Origin of the sequence: Serratia sp. CY74737 (genome assembly GCF_052166775.1) — a bacterium.
In the GTDB taxonomy this organism is placed as follows: domain Bacteria; phylum Pseudomonadota; class Gammaproteobacteria; order Enterobacterales; family Enterobacteriaceae; genus Serratia; species Serratia ureilytica.
The window spans coordinates 234,773-252,833 of the sequence record NZ_JBJNOF010000006.1 but is presented as its reverse complement, the minus strand read 5'-3'; the positions used below and the strand labels follow the sequence as shown (position 1 = coordinate 252,833).

General features: G+C 61.9%; 15 protein-coding genes and 1 riboswitch. Of the genes, 6 read left to right on the top strand and 9 right to left on the bottom strand.

Translation table 11 applies throughout. From position 1 onward, the window contains the following. Positions 1 to 7: 7 nt before the first annotated feature. The 3 genes from dhaL to ACJ8PE_RS10625 are packed head-to-tail and all read right to left on the bottom strand — an operon-like array spanning position 8 to position 2,871. Positions 8 to 640: a dihydroxyacetone kinase subunit DhaL gene (gene dhaL, locus ACJ8PE_RS10635; RefSeq protein ID WP_033644604.1), complete on the bottom strand. Its 633-nt coding sequence runs from the start codon at positions 638 to 640 to the stop codon at positions 8 to 10. Between the two features lie 9 nt (positions 641 to 649). Then, positions 650 to 1,720: a dihydroxyacetone kinase subunit DhaK gene (gene dhaK, locus ACJ8PE_RS10630; protein ID WP_197792709.1), complete on the bottom strand. Its 1,071-nt coding sequence runs from the start codon at positions 1,718 to 1,720 to the stop codon at positions 650 to 652. Positions 1,721 to 1,770: 50 nt separating this feature from the next. Next, positions 1,771 to 2,871 carry a glycerol dehydrogenase gene (locus ACJ8PE_RS10625; protein ID WP_197759921.1) on the bottom strand — a complete coding sequence of 367 codons (1,101 nt, stop codon included), beginning with the start codon at positions 2,869 to 2,871 and terminating at the stop codon, positions 1,771 to 1,773. A 353-nt stretch (positions 2,872 to 3,224) separates the two neighbouring features. On the opposite strand from ACJ8PE_RS10625, the gene ACJ8PE_RS10620 reads away from it, so the two are divergent. Both ACJ8PE_RS10620 and ACJ8PE_RS10615 read left to right on the top strand, forming a co-directional pair. Next, positions 3,225 to 3,893: a DUF1190 family protein gene (locus ACJ8PE_RS10620; RefSeq protein ID WP_033644601.1), complete on the top strand. Its 669-nt coding sequence runs from the start codon at positions 3,225 to 3,227 to the stop codon at positions 3,891 to 3,893. A gap of 3 nt (positions 3,894 to 3,896) precedes the next feature. Continuing rightward, the gene (locus ACJ8PE_RS10615) at positions 3,897 to 5,057 is read left to right on the top strand and encodes a glutathionylspermidine synthase family protein (protein ID WP_197792710.1); all 1,161 of its coding nucleotides are present in this window, start codon (positions 3,897 to 3,899) and stop codon (positions 5,055 to 5,057) included. Between the two features lie 47 nt (positions 5,058 to 5,104). On the opposite strand, the gene ygiD is transcribed toward ACJ8PE_RS10615, so the two are convergent. Beyond that, a complete protein-coding gene (gene ygiD / locus ACJ8PE_RS10610; protein ID WP_033644599.1) occupies positions 5,105 to 5,887 on the bottom strand; it encodes a 4,5-DOPA dioxygenase extradiol in 783 nt (260 codons plus the stop codon). A 325-nt stretch (positions 5,888 to 6,212) separates the two neighbouring features. On the opposite strand from ygiD, the gene ACJ8PE_RS10605 reads away from it, so the two are divergent. Continuing rightward, a complete protein-coding gene (locus tag ACJ8PE_RS10605; RefSeq protein ID WP_404769026.1) occupies positions 6,213 to 7,745 on the top strand; it encodes an alkaline phosphatase in 1,533 nt (510 codons plus the stop codon). A 52-nt stretch (positions 7,746 to 7,797) separates the two neighbouring features. On the opposite strand, the gene ribB is transcribed toward ACJ8PE_RS10605, so the two are convergent. Beyond that, the gene (gene ribB, locus ACJ8PE_RS10600; protein ID WP_033636071.1) at positions 7,798 to 8,451 is read right to left on the bottom strand and encodes a 3,4-dihydroxy-2-butanone-4-phosphate synthase; all 654 of its coding nucleotides are present in this window, start codon (positions 8,449 to 8,451) and stop codon (positions 7,798 to 7,800) included. Between the two features lie 109 nt (positions 8,452 to 8,560). Beyond that, positions 8,561 to 8,721: riboswitch (FMN riboswitch) on the bottom strand. A 147-nt stretch (positions 8,722 to 8,868) separates the two neighbouring features. Here ribB and ubiK point away from each other — a divergent pair. Further along, positions 8,869 to 9,144 (top strand): ubiquinone biosynthesis accessory factor UbiK, encoded by a 276-nt coding sequence (ubiK, locus tag ACJ8PE_RS10595; RefSeq protein WP_004937216.1) that lies wholly within the window; start codon positions 8,869 to 8,871, stop codon positions 9,142 to 9,144. 51 nt (positions 9,145 to 9,195) lie between these two features. Here the strand turns inward: ubiK and hldE are convergent, their stop codons facing one another. The 3 genes from hldE to ACJ8PE_RS10580 all read right to left on the bottom strand — a co-directional run bounded on the left by hldE (position 9,196) and on the right by ACJ8PE_RS10580 (position 14,894). Then, positions 9,196 to 10,626, bottom strand: coding sequence for a bifunctional D-glycero-beta-D-manno-heptose-7-phosphate kinase/D-glycero-beta-D-manno-heptose 1-phosphate adenylyltransferase HldE (gene hldE / locus ACJ8PE_RS10590; protein WP_019453075.1), 1,431 nt, complete (start codon positions 10,624 to 10,626; stop codon positions 9,196 to 9,198). 77 nt (positions 10,627 to 10,703) lie between these two features. Beyond that, the gene (glnE, locus tag ACJ8PE_RS10585) at positions 10,704 to 13,541 is read right to left on the bottom strand and encodes a bifunctional [glutamate--ammonia ligase]-adenylyl-L-tyrosine phosphorylase/[glutamate--ammonia-ligase] adenylyltransferase (RefSeq protein ID WP_404769025.1); all 2,838 of its coding nucleotides are present in this window, start codon (positions 13,539 to 13,541) and stop codon (positions 10,704 to 10,706) included. A 45-nt stretch (positions 13,542 to 13,586) separates the two neighbouring features. Next, on the bottom strand, positions 13,587 to 14,894 hold the full coding sequence (locus tag ACJ8PE_RS10580) for a CYTH domain-containing protein (protein WP_047573618.1): 1,308 nt from the start codon (positions 14,892 to 14,894) through the stop codon (positions 13,587 to 13,589). A 277-nt stretch (positions 14,895 to 15,171) separates the two neighbouring features. On the opposite strand from ACJ8PE_RS10580, the gene ACJ8PE_RS10575 reads away from it, so the two are divergent. Both ACJ8PE_RS10575 and ACJ8PE_RS10570 read left to right on the top strand, forming a co-directional pair. Beyond that, positions 15,172 to 15,792 carry a TIGR04211 family SH3 domain-containing protein gene (locus ACJ8PE_RS10575; protein ID WP_033644594.1) on the top strand — a complete coding sequence of 207 codons (621 nt, stop codon included), beginning with the start codon at positions 15,172 to 15,174 and terminating at the stop codon, positions 15,790 to 15,792. Between the two features lie 122 nt (positions 15,793 to 15,914). After that, positions 15,915 to 17,159 (top strand): multifunctional CCA addition/repair protein, encoded by a 1,245-nt coding sequence (locus tag ACJ8PE_RS10570; RefSeq protein ID WP_033644593.1) that lies wholly within the window; start codon positions 15,915 to 15,917, stop codon positions 17,157 to 17,159. A gap of 40 nt (positions 17,160 to 17,199) precedes the next feature. Here the strand turns inward: ACJ8PE_RS10570 and bacA are convergent, their stop codons facing one another. Then, positions 17,200 to 18,024, bottom strand: a complete 825-nt coding sequence (bacA, locus tag ACJ8PE_RS10565) for an undecaprenyl-diphosphate phosphatase (protein ID WP_033644592.1) — start codon at positions 18,022 to 18,024, stop codon at positions 17,200 to 17,202. Positions 18,025 to 18,061: the final 37 nt, after the last annotated feature.

The following is an 18,061-nucleotide window of genomic DNA, read 5'->3' as shown; positions in this document are numbered from 1 at the left end:
CCTCCTGCTAACTGCCGGCGACCTCGGCCAGCGTTTTCATCATCAGCATCACCGAAGTGGCGCCGGGATCCTGGTGGCCGATGCTGCGCTCGCCCAGGTAACTGGCCCGCCCCTTGCGCGCCTGCATGGTGATGGTGCTCTCCACCGCCCGCTCGGCGCTGTCGGCGGCGCGCTGCAGCGCCTCCGCCACGCTCAGGTTCTGCTGCGCGGACTGGCCGAGGCTTTCCACCACCGGCCACCAGGCATCGCACATGGTCTTGTCGCCCGGCTCCGCCTTGCCGCGCATCACCACGCCTTCCACCCCTTCCTGCATCATTTGATGCAGCTCCGCCAGATCCAGGCTTTGCTTGGCGTTCGCCGCCTGCGCCGCGCGGATGAAGAAGGTGCCGAACAGCGGACCGCTGGCGCCGCCTACGCTCGACAGCAGCGTCATGCCGGTGTTTTTCAGGATAAAGCCGATATCCTTGTCCGCCACCGACGGCAGCTTTTCCACCACCTTATTGAAACCGCGATTCATGTTCAGGCCGTGGTCGGCATCGCCGATCTCGGTGTCCAGTTGGGTAAGAAAATCGCGCTCCCGGCTGAACACTTCGCCGCAACGCATCAGCCAATCGACGACCTGTGGTTTGGTCAACGCCATAATTCCTCCTCAGCAACCCCAACGCAGCGCAGGCGTTTTCACCGGCGCATCCCACAAGGACAACAGTTCGTCGTCCACGTTCAACAACGTGATGGACACGCCCTGCATATCGAGCGAAGTGCAATACGCGCCCACCAGGTTGCGTTCGATGATGATGCCCGCCTCGGCGCAGCGCTCCGCCAGCCGATGGTACACGCCGTACAGCTCGGACAGCGGCGTGGCGCCCAGGTTGTTGACCAACGCGATCACCCGATCGCCGCGCGTCAGCGGCTGCTTGGTCTGCATCTCGTCGCGCCACTCGCCCTGTTGGCGATCCCAGACGCGGATCGTGCGCTGATAGTGGCCGTGGTCGATCAGCGTATGGAACATGTCATCCACCGCCGCGTTGAGCGTGGTGAACAGACGGCGCGCAATGCCCGGCTCGCCGTGAATGCCGACGCCGAACTCCATCTCGTTCTCCGCCAGGGTGAACGACGGTTTGCCGGCGGCGGGGACGGTACAGGCGCCCAGCGCGATACCGATCGAATGCCCGTGGTTGTTGATGCGATGCCCCAGCGTCACCACGCTGTCCAGATCGTCGCCGCGCGCCGCGGCGGCGCCCAGCAATTTCTCCATCAGCACGGTGTTGGCCACCCCGCGCCGCCCGGCGGTGAACAGGCTGTCCTTGACCGCCACGTCGTCATCCACCAGCACCGTCGCCACCGCGACGCCGCTGTCGTGCAGCAGCTCGGTGGCGGTTTCGAAGTTGAGCACGTCGCCGGTGTAGTTCTTGATCAGCAGCAGTACCCCGGCGCCGCCGTCGATCGCCTGACCGCACTCGTACATTTTATCCGGCGTCGGCGAGGTGAAAATCTCGCCTGGACAGGCGCCGTCGAGCATCCCTTCACCGACGAAACCGCAGTGCATCGGCTCGTGGCCGCTGCCGCCGCCGGACAGAATTGCCACTTTGCCCGCTACCGGCGCGTCGGCGCGGGTGACGAACGCCGGATCCGCATGCACCAGCAACTCGGGATGAGCCTCTGCCAGCCCCTGCAACTGCTCTTCCAACACCGACTCGACCTGATTAATCAGTTTTTTCACGATGGTTTCCTCTGTAAGCCAGGGGCGCGGCGCACCGCGCCCCAACGGTATCAATGACGCAGCAGCCAGGCGGCGCCGAGCCGATCCGCCGTCAGGATCGCCGCCTGCACGCCGGCAGGGGTGACCTTGAACGGCATATTGTGAATGGTTTCGCCGGCGGCGCAGCTGGCCTCGGCCACCGCCATCGTCTTCGTCGCCACGTCGCCGATAACGCCCATCTGCGCCAGCGTGATCGGCAAGCCGATGCCATGACAAAACGCCAGCACGGTTTCAATCTGCGCCATCGGGCTGTTCTGCAGCACCAGCTGCGCCAGGGTGCCGAACGCCACTTTTTCGCCGTGATAGAGGTGGTGACACTCCTCCAGCACGGTGAAACCGTTGTGAATGGCGTGCGCCGCCGCCAGCCCGCTGCTCTCGAAGCCGATGCCGCTCAGATACGTATTGGCCTCAATGATGCGTTCCACCGCTTCCGTCACCACGCCGGCCTCGACCGCCAGCTTGGCCTTCACCCCTTCGGCCAGCAGCGTGTCGTAACACAGCCGCGCCAGACTGAGCGCCGCCAGCGTCGATTTGCCGCCGGCCATGCTGGTGGCCTGAGCGTCGAAGCAGGCCTGCGCTTCGAAATAGGTGGAGAGCGCGTCGCCCATGCCGGCTACCAGCAGGCGCACCGGCGCTTTGGCGATGATGGCGCTGTCCATCACTACCATGTCCGGGTTGCGCGGGTAGATCAGGTATTCGGCGAATTCGCCCTGTTCGGTGTAGATAACCGACAGCGCGCTGGTCGGCGCATCGGTGGAGGCGATGGTGGGAATGAGCACCACCGGCAGCCGTTGGTAGTGGGCGACGGCCTTGGCGGTGTCGAGCGTCTTGCCGCCGCCGACGCCGATCACCCCGCGGCAACCGTGGGTCTGCAGCTCGCGGCCTAGCCGGTCTATCTCTTTACGGCAGCACTCGCCGTTGAAGCGGGCCGCATGATGTTTCACGCCGTGCTGCTGCAGACTGCCCATCAGGGTGTCTCCCGCCAACTGCATCACGAAGTCGTCGGCGATCACGAAATAATGGTCGGCGAGGGATTTGGCGTATTCGCCGACGGCGGCCAGCGCATTGGCGCCCTGAATGTATTTGCCTGGTGACTGGATGATTCTCAACATAACCGGATCCTTGTAGGGAGTTGGCGATGGTAACGTTCAGATATCAGGTGATGACGCGCCGACTTCGCCGCCGGCTTGTTGTTGTGCTTCGACTATGAGCGTCTGCCGCCCGCCTGGCGAGCCACGCGATTTTTGTTCCATTATGGAACATCATCATAGCGATAACGTTTCATGATGAAACGCCAACGCGCGTTTTTTCGCCGCGAAAGCGAACTGGCGCACACCCCAACGTATAACTGCGTAAAGAGTGGATTCTGCGGGCGTTTCAGCTTTAATTTTGACCATGTTTCCCCTATCCTTAGCGCCACTACTGGGAAAGGGCGAAAACAGCCCGCATGATGGGATTGATAACGATGAAACGGACAAAAAACATCAACCAAGAGACGTTCCGCAAATCCTGGCGCAGCTACCGTGTCGCGCCCGTGGCCTTGGCGATCAGCGCCGTCTTTATGCTGGCCGGCTGCGAGAAGAGCGATGAGACGGTCTCCCTGTATCAGAATGCCGATGACTGTTCGCGCGCCAACCCTTCGATGAGCGAGCAGTGCACTACCGCCTACAACAACGCCCTGAAAGAAGCGGCGAAAACCGCGCCGAAATACGCCACCCGCGAAGACTGCGTCGCCGAGTTCGGCGAAGCGCAGTGCACCCAGGCGCCGGCTCCGGCGCAGGCCGGCATGGCGGCGGAATCGCAAAGCAGCGGCAGCTTCTGGATGCCGCTGATGGCGGGCTACATGATGGGCCGCCTGATGGGCGGTTCCGGCTTCGCGCAGCAGCCGCTGTTCACCTCCAAGAACGCCGCCAGCCCGGCGAACGGCAAGTTTGTCGACGCCAGCGGCAAGAGCTACGGCCCGGCCACCGCCGGCGGCCGCACCATGACGGTGCCGAAAACCGCCATGGCGCCGAAGCCTGCGGTCACCAACACCGTGACCCGCGGCGGTTTCGGCGAGACCGTGGCCAAGCAGACCAGCATGCAGCGCAGCAGCGCCACCTCCAACTCCGGCTCTCGCAGCATGGGCGGTTGATGCATGAAACGTATTGCCATTACCGAGCGCCCGGACTGGCGCGAAAAAGCGACCGAGTTCGGCTTCCGTTTCCACACCATGTACGGCGAGCCGTACTGGTGTGAAGACGCCTATTACCAGTTCACGCTGGCGCAGATTGAAGAGATCGAAAACGCCACCGCCGAGCTGCATCAGATGTGCCTGCAGGTGGTGGAGAAAGTGGTCGCCAGCGATGAGCTGATGGCCAAGTTCTGCATCCCGAAACACACCTGGGAATTCGTGCGCAGCTCCTGGCGCACCAACCAGCCGTCGCTGTATTCGCGTCTCGATCTGGCCTACGACGGCGTCAATCCGCCGAAGCTGCTGGAGAACAACGCCGATACGCCCACCTCACTGTATGAAGCGGCCTTCTTCCAATGGCTGTGGCTGGAAGACCAGATCAACGCCGGCAAGCTGGATCCGGAATCGGATCAGTACAACAGCCTGCAGGAGAAACTGATCGAGCGTTTCGCCGAGCTGAAAGCGCATCACGGCTTCGGCCTGTTGCACCTGGCCTGCTGCCAGGACAGCGAAGAAGATCGCGGCACGGTGCAATATCTGCAGGACTGCGCGCAGGAAGCCGGTCTGCCGACCGAGTTCCTGTTCATGGAAGAGATCGGCCTCGGCGAGAAAGGCCAGTTCACCGATCTGCAGGATCAGGTGATCGGCAACCTGTTCAAGCTCTATCCGTGGGAATTCATGCTGCGCGAGATGTTCTCCACCAAGCTGGAAGACGCCGGCGTGCGCTGGCTGGAGCCGGCCTGGAAAAGCATCATCTCCAACAAGGCGCTGCTGCCGCTGCTGTGGGAAATGTTCCCGAATCACCCTAACCTGCTGCCGGCTTATTTCGCGCAAGACGATCATCCGCCGATGGATCATTACGTCACCAAACCGCTGTTCTCACGCGAAGGCGCCAATATCCAGATCGTCGAAAACGGTCAGGAAGTGGCGCGCGTCGATGGGCCGTACGGTGAAGAAGGCATGGTCGTGCAGCAGTTCCATCCGCTGCCGAAGTTCGAAGACAGCTACACGCTGATCGGCAGCTGGCTGGTGAACGATCAACCCTGCGGCATCGGCCTGCGCGAAGATCGCGAACTGATCACGCAGGATCTGTCGCGCTTCTATCCGCACACCATCCTCGGCTGATCGCCCCGCTGAAGGCAAAAACGCCAGTCTCTGACTGGCGTTTTTCTTTAGCCCACCTGCACCGACAGCATACTCAGCGCTCCCATTTCGATACCGTCGATCGGCACGCTGATGGCCTCTTTTCCATCCCAGCCGCCGAGCACATACAGCAATGGTAGATAGTGTTCCGGCGTCGGGTTCGACAGCGCTGCGCCCTCATGGCGCATGAAATCCACCAGCGGGTGGTTATCGCCCCGATAACGCAGGTTATCCCGGACAAAGTTATTGAAAGACTCCGCCCACGGATAGGCGCTGGTATCGCCCTGCCATTTCACCATGCGCAGGTTGTGCACCACGTTGCCGCTGGCGACGATCATCACGCCCTCATCCCGCAGCGCCGCGAGTTTGCGGCCCAGCTCATAGTGGTAAGCCGCCGGCTGAGTGCCGTCGACGCTGAGCTGCACCACCGGGATATCGGCATTGGGATACATCTTGATCAATACGCCCCAGGTGCCGTGATCCAACCCCCACTCGCCGAGATCCGCCGTTACCGGCACCGGCGCCAGAATGTGCTGCAGCTGCGCGGCCAGCGCGGGGGAACCCGGCGCAGGATAGCGGGTATCAAACAGCGCCTGCGGGAACCCGCCGAAGTCGTGAATGGTTTTGGGTTTTTCCATCGCGGTGACCGCAGTGCCGCGGGTATACCAATGCGCAGAAACCGCCACGATCGCCTTCGGACGCGGCAATGACTCACCCAACGCACGCCATGCCTGGGTGTAGCGGTTGTCTTCCAGCACGTTCATCGGGCTACCGTGGCCAAGAAACAGTGCCGGCATACGAGAGGTGTTCATAGAGGGATCCTTAGTTCAAATTGTGCTATGGCGTTACATTACGCGCTTTGCCGCAGCAACACAGCCGGATAACCGTGATGAAGATATTCAATAAATTTGAATTAAAAATCGCAAAAATGCACCGGCAAGCAAAAAGTTAAAAAATGAATGATTTTCAAATAATTAATAAAAATCATGAATACCATGACATTACTGCCACACAGATCCAATTTGTGAACAATTTATGTATTTTTTGTTAACACAATCGATACACTCCTCCTGCCGTCGACAGGGTGTTGGCAGCCCGTCGGCGCTACGGGAATCACGTCTCACCAAGGAGGAATTCATGTTCAGACTCACACTGGCAACCCGCCTGGCGCTTTCCATGTCCTTGTTCGCCACCGGGGCGGCAACTACCGGCGCGGCGGACAACGCGCCGCTGACGCAGCGCGAAGATCCTTACTTCCTTCAGGCGCAAGCTCAGCTGCAACAGCGACTGAAACAGACCCCAAACACCAACCGCGCCAAAAACGTCATTCTGGTGGTCGGTGACGGCATGGGGTTTTCCACCGTGACCGCCGCCCGCATTTTTGAAGGGCAGCAGCGCGGCGTGGACGGCGAATCCAACGTGCTGGCCTGGGAAGCCTTCCCCTATCTGGCGGCGGCCAAAACCTACTCCGCCGACGCCCAAATCACCGACTCTGCGCCCAGCGCGGTGGCGATGACCACCGGCGTCAAAACCATCAACGATCTGATGGGCCTCAACCATACGGCCGCCCTCAACAACTGCGAGGATCAGCAAACCAAGGCCGTCACCACGCTGTGGGAGATGGCCGCAACGCTCGGCATGGCTACCGGCGCCGTGACGACCGCGACCATCACCCACGCCACGCCGGGCGCCACCTATGCCCATATCGCCAACCGCGACTGGGAGTCTGACGCCAAAATGCCGGCGGATGCCCTGGCCGCAGGCTGCCGCGACATCGCGCGCCAGCTGGTGGAAATGAAGTACGGCAACGGCCTGAACGTGGCGATGGGCGGCGGGCGCGCCAACTTCCTGCCCGACAGCGTGAGCGATCCTGAATATCCCGGCAAGAAAGGCGCCAGAAAGGACGGCCGTGACCTGACGCAGGCCTGGCTGCAACGCTACGGCGAGCGCGGACAATACGTCTGGAATCAGGCCCAGTTCGACAAAATCGAACCGGGTAAGGTCGACCACCTGTTGGCCCTGTTTGAGCCGTCGCACATGAACTTCGAGCACGATCGGCGGCAAGACGCGGCGGGAGAGCCTTCGCTGGCGGAAATGACCAGCAAGGCCATCGATATTCTGGCCAGGAATCCCGAAGGCTATCTGCTGCTGGTGGAAGGCGGGCGCGTCGATCACGGCAGCCATAACGGCAACGCCTACCGCACGCTGAGCGACGCGGTCGCCCTGAACGAGGCGGTGAAAACCATCGTCGGCAAGGTCAACCTGGACGAAACGCTGGTGATCGTGACCGGCGATCACAGCCACACGCTGACCATCGCCGGCTATGCCAAGCGCGGCAATCCTATCCTCGGCATTTCCGTCGGCGTCGACGGTAAACCTCGGCTGGGCAGCGACGGCAAGCCCTACACCACCCTCGGTTTCGCCAACGGCCCCGGCGGCGCGATCCCGCTGACCGAGCGCCCGGCATTGACCATGGAGCAAACCACCGCGCCCGACTTTATTCAGCCGGCGCTGGTGCCGCTGAAAAGCGAGACGCACGGCGGGGAAGATCTCGGCATCTACGCCATCGGTCCCTGGGCACATCTGTTCCAGGGTACGGTTGAGGAGAACTACACCTTCCACGTGATGAATTACGCCAGCCGCATCGGCGAACGCCTGTCAGAACGGTAGATACAAAAAAGCCGCATTACGCGGCTTTTTTATCGTTGAAAGCGGCCGGCTATCAGCTGGCTTTTTTCTCGTGCGCCTGGCGGTAGGCCACCAGATCTTCGATGGTCAGCACCACCATGTCGTGCTGTTTGGCGAAGGCGATCACTTCCGGCGCATGCGCCATGCTGCCATCGTCGTTGGTCAGTTCACACAGCACGCCGGCAGGTTTGAAACCGGCCATGGAGACCAGATCGATGGTCGCTTCGGTGTGGCCGCGACGGCTCAGCACGCCGCCCGGCTGCGCGCGCAGCGGGAATACGTGGCCCGGACGGTTCAGGTCGCTCGGCTTGGCGCTGTCTGCCACCGCCGCACGGATGGTGGTCAGGCGATCGGAAGCGGAAACCCCGGTGGTCACGCCCTGCGCCGCTTCGATGGTCACGGTGAAGGCGGTCTGGAACTGGCTGGAGTTGTTGGTCACCATCATCGGCAGCTCAAGCTGCTGACGGCGTTCTTCGGTGATGCATAGGCACACGATGCCGCTGCCGTGGCGAATGGTCAGCGCCATCTGCTCAACGGTCATGGTTTCCGCGGCGAAGATCATGTCACCTTCGTTTTCACGGTTTTCATCATCGAGCACCATCACGCCGCGCCCGTTGCGCAGTGCGTCGATCGCGCGTTCAACGCGTTCTGTCGGCGTGCCGAAGTCTGAAAGTAGCGTCTGATTCATGGTAAAAAACCTCATTAAAAATTATGGATTACCAGAACCAGGGCGATCTTGAGGAGTAGCTAGCAATAGCTAAAAAAATAACGCAAGCGGGCGCATGCCCGGCAGATACCGTTACTCTCTCCCATCCGGACTATAACCGTCGGCCCCGGAATTACACCGGATCTGCTGACCTCTAACCGGCCTTTACAGGCTGGCTGAGCGCTCGCGGGCTTTCACCGTAGAAGGTGATTTACCGCCGGTGGGGACTTTCACCCCGCCCTGAGAATAAGCAAGATGACTATAACGCTAATGGATAGACAGGGCAATTGGCAAAAGCACAATTCGGCCACGCGCGGCGAATGCGCTTAATGGTGTTTATCCGGCGGGCAACTCGCATTACACTAAGCGGCAGCTATTAAACTCTGAAAGGGATACGCCATGATTGACCCGAAAAAAATCGAACAAATCGCACGCCAGGTTCATGAGTCCATGCCTAAAGGCGTTCGTGAATTCGGGGAAGACGTTGAGAAAAAAATCCGTCAGGTGCTGCAGTCGCAGTTGACCCGCCTGGATTTGGTTAACCGCGAAGAGTTCGACGTGCAGACTCAGGTGCTGTTGCGCACCCGCGAAAAGCTGGCGCTGTTGGAACAGCGCATGGCCGAGCTGGAAAGCAAGCTGAGCGCGGCGCCGGCCGCCAAACAGGAAGACGAATAATTCCCGCCAAGGGCGCGCACCGCGCGCCCTTGTTCTTTACGTCGCCCGGCGTTAGCCGCGCCCGTCTTTGATCGCTTTGATGATGTTGGTGGTCGACAGCCCGTCTTCAAAGTTCAGCACTTTGACATCGCCGCCGTTGGCCCACACTTCCGCACTGCCGGCAATCTCTTCCGGTTTGTAATCACCGCCTTTCACCAGCAGATCCGGCAGGATGTCGGCGATCAAGCGCTGCGGCGTATCCTCTTCGAACGGCACCACCCAATCCACCGCTTCCAGCGCGCCCAGCACGATCATCCGATTCTCCAGCGCGTTGACCGGGCGTGTTTCCCCTTTCAGGCGTTTGGTCGACGCATCGCTGTTCACCGCCACGATCAGGCGGTCGCCCAGCTTGCGGGCGTTGGCCAGATAAGAGACGTGGCCGGCATGCAAAATGTCGAAGATGCCGTTGGTCATCACCACTTTTTCGCCGCGCTGACGCGCCTGCGCCACGGCATGCTTCAACTGCGCTTCGGTCATCACGCCAAAGCCGGTTTCGGCACGGCCGCGCACCGCGTTTTCCAGCTCGATGGGCGACACGGTAGAGGTGCCAAGCTTGCCCACCACCACGCCGGCGGCGGCGTTGGCCAGGAAACAGGACTCTTCCAGCGAATTACCGGCGGCCAGCGAGGCGGCCAGCACGCCGATCACGGTGTCGCCCGCGCCGGTCACATCGAACACTTCCTGCGCCTGGGTCGGCAAATGCAGCGGTTCAACGCCCGGCTGCAGCAGCGTCATGCCGTGTTCGGAACGGGTGACCAACAGCGCCGACAGCTCAAAATCCGCCACCAGCTTCATGCCGCGTTCCACCAGTTCCGCCTCATCCTTGCAGTGGCCCACCACCGCTTCGAACTCGGACAGGTTCGGCGTCAGCAGCGTCGCGCCGCGATAGCGCTCGAAGTCAGAGCCTTTCGGATCGATCAGCACCGGCACCTTGGCGGCGCGCGCCAGTTGGATCATGCCCTGCACCTGGCTGAGCGCGCCCTTGGCGTAATCGGACAGCACCAGCGCGCCGATCTGCGGCAGCGCCTGCTGAATGCGCTCCAGCATCGGCTGCGGATCGACGTTGGAGAAGCCTTCTTCGAAGTCGAGACGGATCAGCTGCTGGTTGCGCGACAGCACGCGCAGCTTGGTGATGGTCGGATGGGTCGGCACCGAGACGAAGTCGCAGCGCACGTTGACTTCATTCAGCTTGGCGCTCAGCGCCCGCGCCGCATCGTCGATGCCGGTCAGGCCCACCAGGCGGGAAGTGGCCCCCAGCGAAGCGATGTTCATCGCCACGTTAGCCGCGCCGCCGGGACGCTCTTCGATGGTATCGACCTTGACCACCGGCACCGGGGCTTCCGGTGAAATGCGGCTGGTCGGCCCATACCAATAGCGATCCAACATGACGTCACCGACCACCAGCACACCGGCGCGGCGAAAATCAGGCAGCGTAACTTTCATCCGATAACTCCAAAAAAGTACAAAATTTTAGTGGCGCAGATATTACCACAGACCGCCGGAATACCCGCAAAAAGGTATTAATCCAGCCATTTGGCCCAGCTGGCGCGCACCTGCTCGCGCTCGGCGGCGAACAGTTCGCTGCCGACCTTGCCGGAATGCTCCTGCAGCGCCAGATGGTGGATCTCGTCGCGCATGGTGACATAGGCCTGGGTCAACGCGCGCGCCTCCTCCTCCGGCATGATGTCGTAATTGGCCATCAGCTCGAAGATGCGCACGTTGTCCGACCAACGCGTCAGCCGCGGTTCACCCGGCGCATAGCGTAAGACCAGATATTGGGCGATAAATTCGATGTCGGTAATGCCGCCCTCATCGGTTTTGATATCAAACAGATCGCGCTGCTTGTTGCCAAGATGGTTGCGCATCTTTTCGCGCATCTCGCGCACTTCGCGCTTCAGGATCTCCGCATCGCGCGTTTTGCACAGGATCTCGCGCCGGATCGCGTCGAACTGCTGATGCAGCGCCGGATCGCCGTGCACGATGCGCGCGCGCACCAGGGCCTGATGCTCCCAGGTCCAGGCCTCGTTTTGCTGGTAGTCGGCGAACGCCTCGACGGTGCTGACCAGCATCCCCGCGGCGCCGGAAGGCCGCAGGCGCGCGTCCACCTCATACAGAATGCCCGAGGACGTGCGGGTGCTGAACAGATGCATCACCCGCTGCGCCAGGCGCAGGTAGAACTGGCGGCCGTCGATGCAGCGATCGCCGTCGGTCATCACCTCCGGCGGGCAATCCAACAGGAACACCAGATCGAGATCGGAACTGTACCCCAGCTCCCAGCCGCCCAGTTTGCCATAGCCGATTACCGCAAAGCCGCGCCCCTCCCGCTCCTGCAAATGGGTGGGCTGGCCGTAGCGCGCCACCATGTCGCTCCAGGCCTGTTGCACCACCGCGTCGATGATCGCCTCAGCCAGATAAGTCAGGTGATCGCTCACTTTCATCACCGGCAGCGCGCCGGCGATATCCGCAGCGGCGATGCGCAGCTGCTGCGCCTGTTTGAACTGACGCAGCGCCTCCAGCTTTTGCTCTTCGTCGTCTTCCGGCACCCGCAGCAGATACTGCCGCAGCTCGCTGCGGTAGGCGTCCAGCGCCACCGGCTGATACAGCGTGGCCGGATCCAGCAGCTCGTCCAGCAGCAGCGGGTAACGCGACAGCTGGTTGGCGACCATCGGCGACGCGGCGCACAGGCGGATCAGATGGCTGAGCGCCGCGTGGTACTCCACCAGCAGCTCGAGGTAGGTCGTACGGGTGACGATGCTGAGCAGCAGCTGCGCCAGCCGCACCAGCGCGGTCGGCGCGTCCTGGCGCGGGCACACTTCCGCCAACAGGCGCGGCATCAGCTGATCGAGCACGTCGCGGCCGCGCGGGCCGATCGTGCGCTTGTCGACGTCATGGCGGAAATCGGCGATGGTGCGCAGCATCTGTCGGCGCCCCTCTTCGTCCAGGTGCGGTGTCAACGGCGCCAGCTCATTTTCCTCCAGCGCGTCCTGCCACAGGCTGTGGTAGTGTTGGTAGTCGGGATCTTCGCCGACATCCGGGCTATCGTCGCCGATCAGGTCGTCGAACACCGCGCGCACCGCCTGCATGTGCACGTCCAGCGCCGCTATCAGCGCCGGCCAATCCGCCAACCCCATGCCGTAGGCCAAGCGGGCCTGATCGAGCGCCTCCTGCGGCAGCGTCTGGGTTTGCTGATCGCCGATCGCCTGCAGCAGGTTCTCCAGCCGCCGCAGGAACAGGTAGGCGGCGCTCAGCGCCCGCACCTGCTCGCTTTCCAGCAGCCCCAGCTCGCCCACCGCCTGCAGCGTCGGCAGCAGCGAACGCCCCTGCAGCGCCGGTTCACGGCCGCCGCGGATCAGCTGGAATACCTGGGTGATGAATTCGATTTCGCGAATGCCGCCGGCGCCCAGCTTGATGTTGTCCTTCAGGCCGCGCCGCCGCACTTCGCGGGCGATCATGCCCTTCATGTTGCGCAGAGACTGAATGACGCTGAAATCAATGTAACGACGGAACACGAACGGCCGCAGCGTTTTACGCAGCTCCTGGCTGTAGGCGTCTTCCGCCCCGCCCATCAGGCGCGCCTTCACCATCGCATAGCGTTCCCAGTCGCGCCCCTGTTCCTGGTAGTAATCCTCCAGCGCCGCAAAGCTCATCACCAACGGGCCGCTGTCGCCGAACGGCCGCAGCCGCATGTCCACGCGATAGACGAAGCCATCGATGGTCTGTTGATCCAGCGCCTTGATCAGCCGCTGGCCGAGACGGGTGAAGAACTGGGCGTTATCCAGCTCGCGCCGCCCGCCCTGGGTTTGACCATTTTCCGGGTAAGCGAAGATCAGATCGATGTCCGACGAGAAGTTCAGTTCGCCGCCGCCCAGCTTGCCCATGCCGAGGACCAGCAGCGGCTGCGGTTCGCCGTCGGCATTGCACGGCGTGCCCCACTCGCGGCAACAGGTTTGGTACAGCCAGTCGCGCGCGCTGACGATCAGCGTCTCCGCCAGCCCGCTCAGCTGCAGCAACGTTTCTTCGGTCGAACACAGCCCCTGCGCCTGCGCCCAGGCGATGCGCACCAGCGTTTCGCGGCGAAACAGACGCAGCGTGCGCATCAGTTGCGCTTCGTCGCGCACCTCTTCCAGCTCGTCCTGCAACCAGGCGGCGTAGTGTTGCCACTCGCCGGGCGCCGGCGGCTGTTCGCGCAGCGTCGCCAGCCAGGCCGGCTGGGCGAGCAGCGCGTCGCTGACGAAGTCGCTCGACGCCAGCACCCACTGCTCTTGCTCGCTAAAGGCGCAGTCCGCGCCGTGAACTTCCTGAAAACGCTGCACAACCTGCTGTGCCTGAGCCTGTAACGCGGCTGAAAGTGGCGACATAGTGTATGACCCGTTCTGCGGCCCACGGCTGGCGGGCCGGCTGGATTAACGAAGCGCGCCGTTTAACCAGAATGGCGCATGCGATAAGGCCTGTTTGCGGCTGGCTTCATACCAGCCCTGGCGGCGCTCGCTCAGCGCCGCCTGCAGCTCGCGCCAGGCGTCGATATAAGGCCCGGTCTGCTCGTCGGGGTAAGCGCCCGACAGCAGGACCAGCGCCGAAATCTGACGCGTCAGGCGCGGCAATTGTTCCTGATATTCATCTTCGTTCAGCGTACGGCTGAAGGCTTCTTTCAGCTCCGCGCCGCTGCGCCCCAGCATGATGTCGCTGAAGCGTTTGAAAGAACCGTCCAGTTTGGCCTGCCCTTTGGCGTCGATAAACGGCCGCCAGGCGCCGCGCACCAGCCATGATGTGAGCGCCAACTTACATTGCAGATAGGCCGCGCTGTAGCACAGGCTCTCCGGTTGCGCGGCTTTGTCCGCCAACAGCGGTTCGAGCTCGGTCAGGCGGGCGCGCAGATCGGCGCTGGCCTTGCGCGGCACCAGGCCGCCGAAGATCACCAGCGCCTGGCGGATGGTGCCGACCGCTTCGAGGACCGCCCCGCGCGCCTGCGCATCGCCGCGCAGCCACAGCTCCTCATGGTACTGCCAATGGTTGAGCGCCAGCTCGAAGGCGGCGATCATCCCCTGCTCCACGGTCGCCTTCGCCGCCGGCTTCAGCACCCGCAGCGGGCGCACCTCGCGCGGCGGATTGCCCTGCGCCAGGTGGTAGCCGCGCGCCGCCTTGCTCAGGCTGCCCTGACGCAGCCCGCCATGGGCCGCCAGCTCGCCGGCCAATGCCAGCAGATCGGCGGTGTTGCCTTTCAGCAGCTCCAGTTCGATCTCGCTCAGGGCTTCGCTGAGGTCACCGGCGCGCACCTCTCCCTGATCCAAGCCAATCTCGATCTCGCTTTGGCCGTAAGTAACCACCCACTTTTCACGCGCAAAGTCGGTACGGAACAGCGGCTGCAACGCCTGCTGCAGCGCCGCGATATCACAATCCTGCGGCCAGATGTCGGCAGGAAACTGCGCCAGCGCCAGCTGCGGCTCGGCGATAGCGACGTTGTATTCCGGACGTTGGTGCAGGCCGGCCACCACTTTACCGGCGGTTTTGATGGTCATCTCATAGCGATCGTCGAAACCGCGAATGCGCAGCCCCATGTCGTGATTGCGCAGGAAGTTATCGGCCGTTTCGAAGTAAATGTTGGTCAGTTTTTGCGGCGCGGAATGCTGATGCGGCCAGGCGGCAAGCCATTGCGGCAGAGCGGCCACCGCTTGCGGCGCGGCGATGAATTTCAGTTCAATTTCAACGGTCATAATTCTTTAACACCAATAAGTTATGCATTCACGTCTGTTTCAGCGCGGCGCGTTCGGCCGCCGCATACTGCCCAATGACGCACAGTTGCCGTTATCTTACCGCGATTCCTGGCGCCTTAACCCTGCTAACTGTAGAAAAAACCTGTTACGTTATAAAACGCCGCGCAACTCACAGAATCAGCCACAGTAAGATAGTTCTCATTCCGGTTTTGGCGTTGCGTCGTCAGACTGAACGCTCTACTATCGTTCCATAAATTCACCAAGAAACGATGAACTAATGCAGAAATTACGCCTGATTTGCCTTGCCGCGCTGAGCTTCAGCATCACTTGGGGCGCACATGCCGAAGATAAACGCTATATCTCCGATGAGTTAAGCACTTACGTCCATAGCGGCCCAGGTAATCAGTACCGTATTGTCGGCACTCTGAACGCCGGTGAAGAAGTCACCCTGCTGAGCGTCAACGACAGCACCAACTACGGCCAGATCCGCGATCCGAAAGGCCGCACCACCTGGATCCCACTCGATCAGCTCAGCCAGACGCCGAGCCTGCGCACCCGCGTGCCCGAGCTGGAACAGCAGGTGAAAACCCTGACCGACAAGCTGGCCAACATCGATAACACCTGGAACCAGCGCACGGCGGAAATGCAGGAAAAAGTCGCGGGCAGCGACAGCACCATCAGCAGCCTGCAGAAGGAAAACCAGGATCTGAAAAACCAGCTGGTGGTCGCGCAGAAGAAGGTTAACGCCGTTAACCTGCAGCTCGACGACAAACAGCGCACCATTATTCTGCAGTGGTTCATGTACGGCGGCGGCGTCGCCGGCGTCGGCTTGCTGCTGGGCCTGCTGTTGCCGCACCTGATCCCGCGCCGCAAGAACAACAATCGCTGGATGAACTGATCTCAGTATCGTTCAGTTTGAGTATGGGCGCCTGCGGGCGCCCTTTTCATTGGCGCCGACATCCCGCGGCCAATTCATGTAATCTGATAGACAGAGCCTTACACGATATTCAGGAGTCAACAGTGCAGATTTATCTGGTCGGCGGCGCCGTTCGCGACAGCCTGCTCGACATTCCGGTGGTCGATCATGATTGGGTGGTGGTGGGCGCCACGCCGGCCGAGCTGCTGGCATTGGGCTACCAGCAGGTCGGCAAAGACTTTCCGGTATTCCTCAATCCCGACACCCACGAGGAGTACGCGCTGGCGCGCACCGAGCGCAAATCCGGCCAGGGATACACCGGTTTTACCTGCTATGCCGCGCCGGACGTCACGCTGGAGGAGGATCTGCTGCGGCGCGATCTGACCATCAACGCCATCGCCCGTTCCGCCGAGGGGGAGCTGATTGATCCTTACGGCGGCGTGGCCGATCTGCAGGCGCGCGTGCTGCGCCACGTTTCCGACGCCTTCGGCGAAGATCCGCTGCGCGTACTGCGCGTGGCGCGCTTCACCGCCCGCTTCGCCCACCTGGGTTTTCGCATCGCCGACGAAACGCTCGCCCTGATGCGCCGGATGGCGCATAGCGGTGAACTGGCCGCGCTGACCGCCGAACGCGTCTGGAAAGAAACGGAAAAGGCGCTGCAAAGCCAGAGCCCGCAGGTCTATTTTCAGGTGCTGCGCGACTGCGATGCGCTCGCGGTGCTGTTCCCGGAAATCGACGCGCTGTTCGGCGTGCCGGCTCCCGCCAAGTGGCACCCGGAAATCGACACCGGCGTGCACACGCTGATGGCGTTGGCGATCGCCGCCCGCCTCACGCCGGAGGTGGACGTGCGCTTCGCCACCCTGTGCCATGACCTCGGCAAGGGATTGACGCCAAAAGAGTTCTGGCCGCATCACCACGGCCACGGCCCGGCCGGCGTGCGGTTGGTCGAGGCGCTGTGCCAGCGGCTGCGGGTGCCTAACCCGGTGCGCGATCTGAGCAAGCTGGTGGCCGAGTACCATGATCTGATCCACACCGTGAACAAGCTGCGGCCGGAGACCCTATTGAAGCTGTTCGACGCCATCGACGTCTGGCGCAAGCCGCACCGGCTGGAGCAGATGATCCTGACCAGCGAGGCGGACGCGCGCGGCCGTACCGGCTTTGAGGAGAATCCCTATCCACAGGGCGACTATCTGCGCCAGGCGTATCAGGTGGCGAACGCGGTATCTATTAAAGAGGTGGTGGCCAGCGGGCTGCAGGGCACCGCGATCCGCGACGAGCTCAAACGCCGCCGCCAGCAGGCGCTGGCCGAGTGGAAGCTTACCCAAACCATCATCAACGATCAGGCATAAAAAAACCCCGCGGAGCGGGGTTTTTTCTTGGCGTGAAGGCTTACAGGAACACCATGTAAACCACGGCCGCCACGATAAAGCGGTAGATAGCGAACGGTACGAACGAGATGCGTTTGATCAGCGACAGGAAGGTCTTGATCGCAACCAGCGCCACCACGAAGGCGGTGACGAAACCGACGGCGAACATCGGCAGGTCGCCCCAGGTCAGGAAGTGCAGGCTCTTGTACAGATCCAGGCCGCTGGCGCCAATCATCATCGGCACAGCCAGAATGAAGGAGAACTCGGACGCCGCATAGCGGTTCACGCCCACCAGCATGCCGCCGGCGATAGTGGAACCCGAACGGGAGAAGCCCGGCCACAGCGCCAGACACTGGAAGCAGCCGATCATGAACGCCTGACGGTAAGTGATGTCATCCAGCCCTTCCGCGCTCGGCTTCTTCGGCTTCAGCCATTCCGCCGCCAGCAGCAGCAGGCCGCCGACCACCAACGCGTACATCACGTTTTTCGGCGCAAACAGCGACTTGATGAAATCATGGAAGGCCAGCCCCAGCACCACCGCCGGGATCATCGCCAGCAGGATGTGCCCCAGCTTCAGCTGGCCGCTGGTTTTGCCTTCGTGCTCCACCGGCTTGCCGCCGAAATGGATGCCGATCAGACCGAACAACCGGCGCCAGAACATCACGACGACGGCCAGGATCGACCCCAGCTGGATAATGACTTCAAAGGTTTTGGCTTTGTCGCCGGTAAAGCCCAGCCACTCGCCGACGATGATCATATGCCCGGTGGAAGAAACCGGCAAAAATTCGGTTAATCCCTCGACAACCCCAAGAACAAACGCAATAAACAGTGAATGCATGTCTGCCATGTGCTTCGCTCACCCCATAAAATAACGGCTATCACAT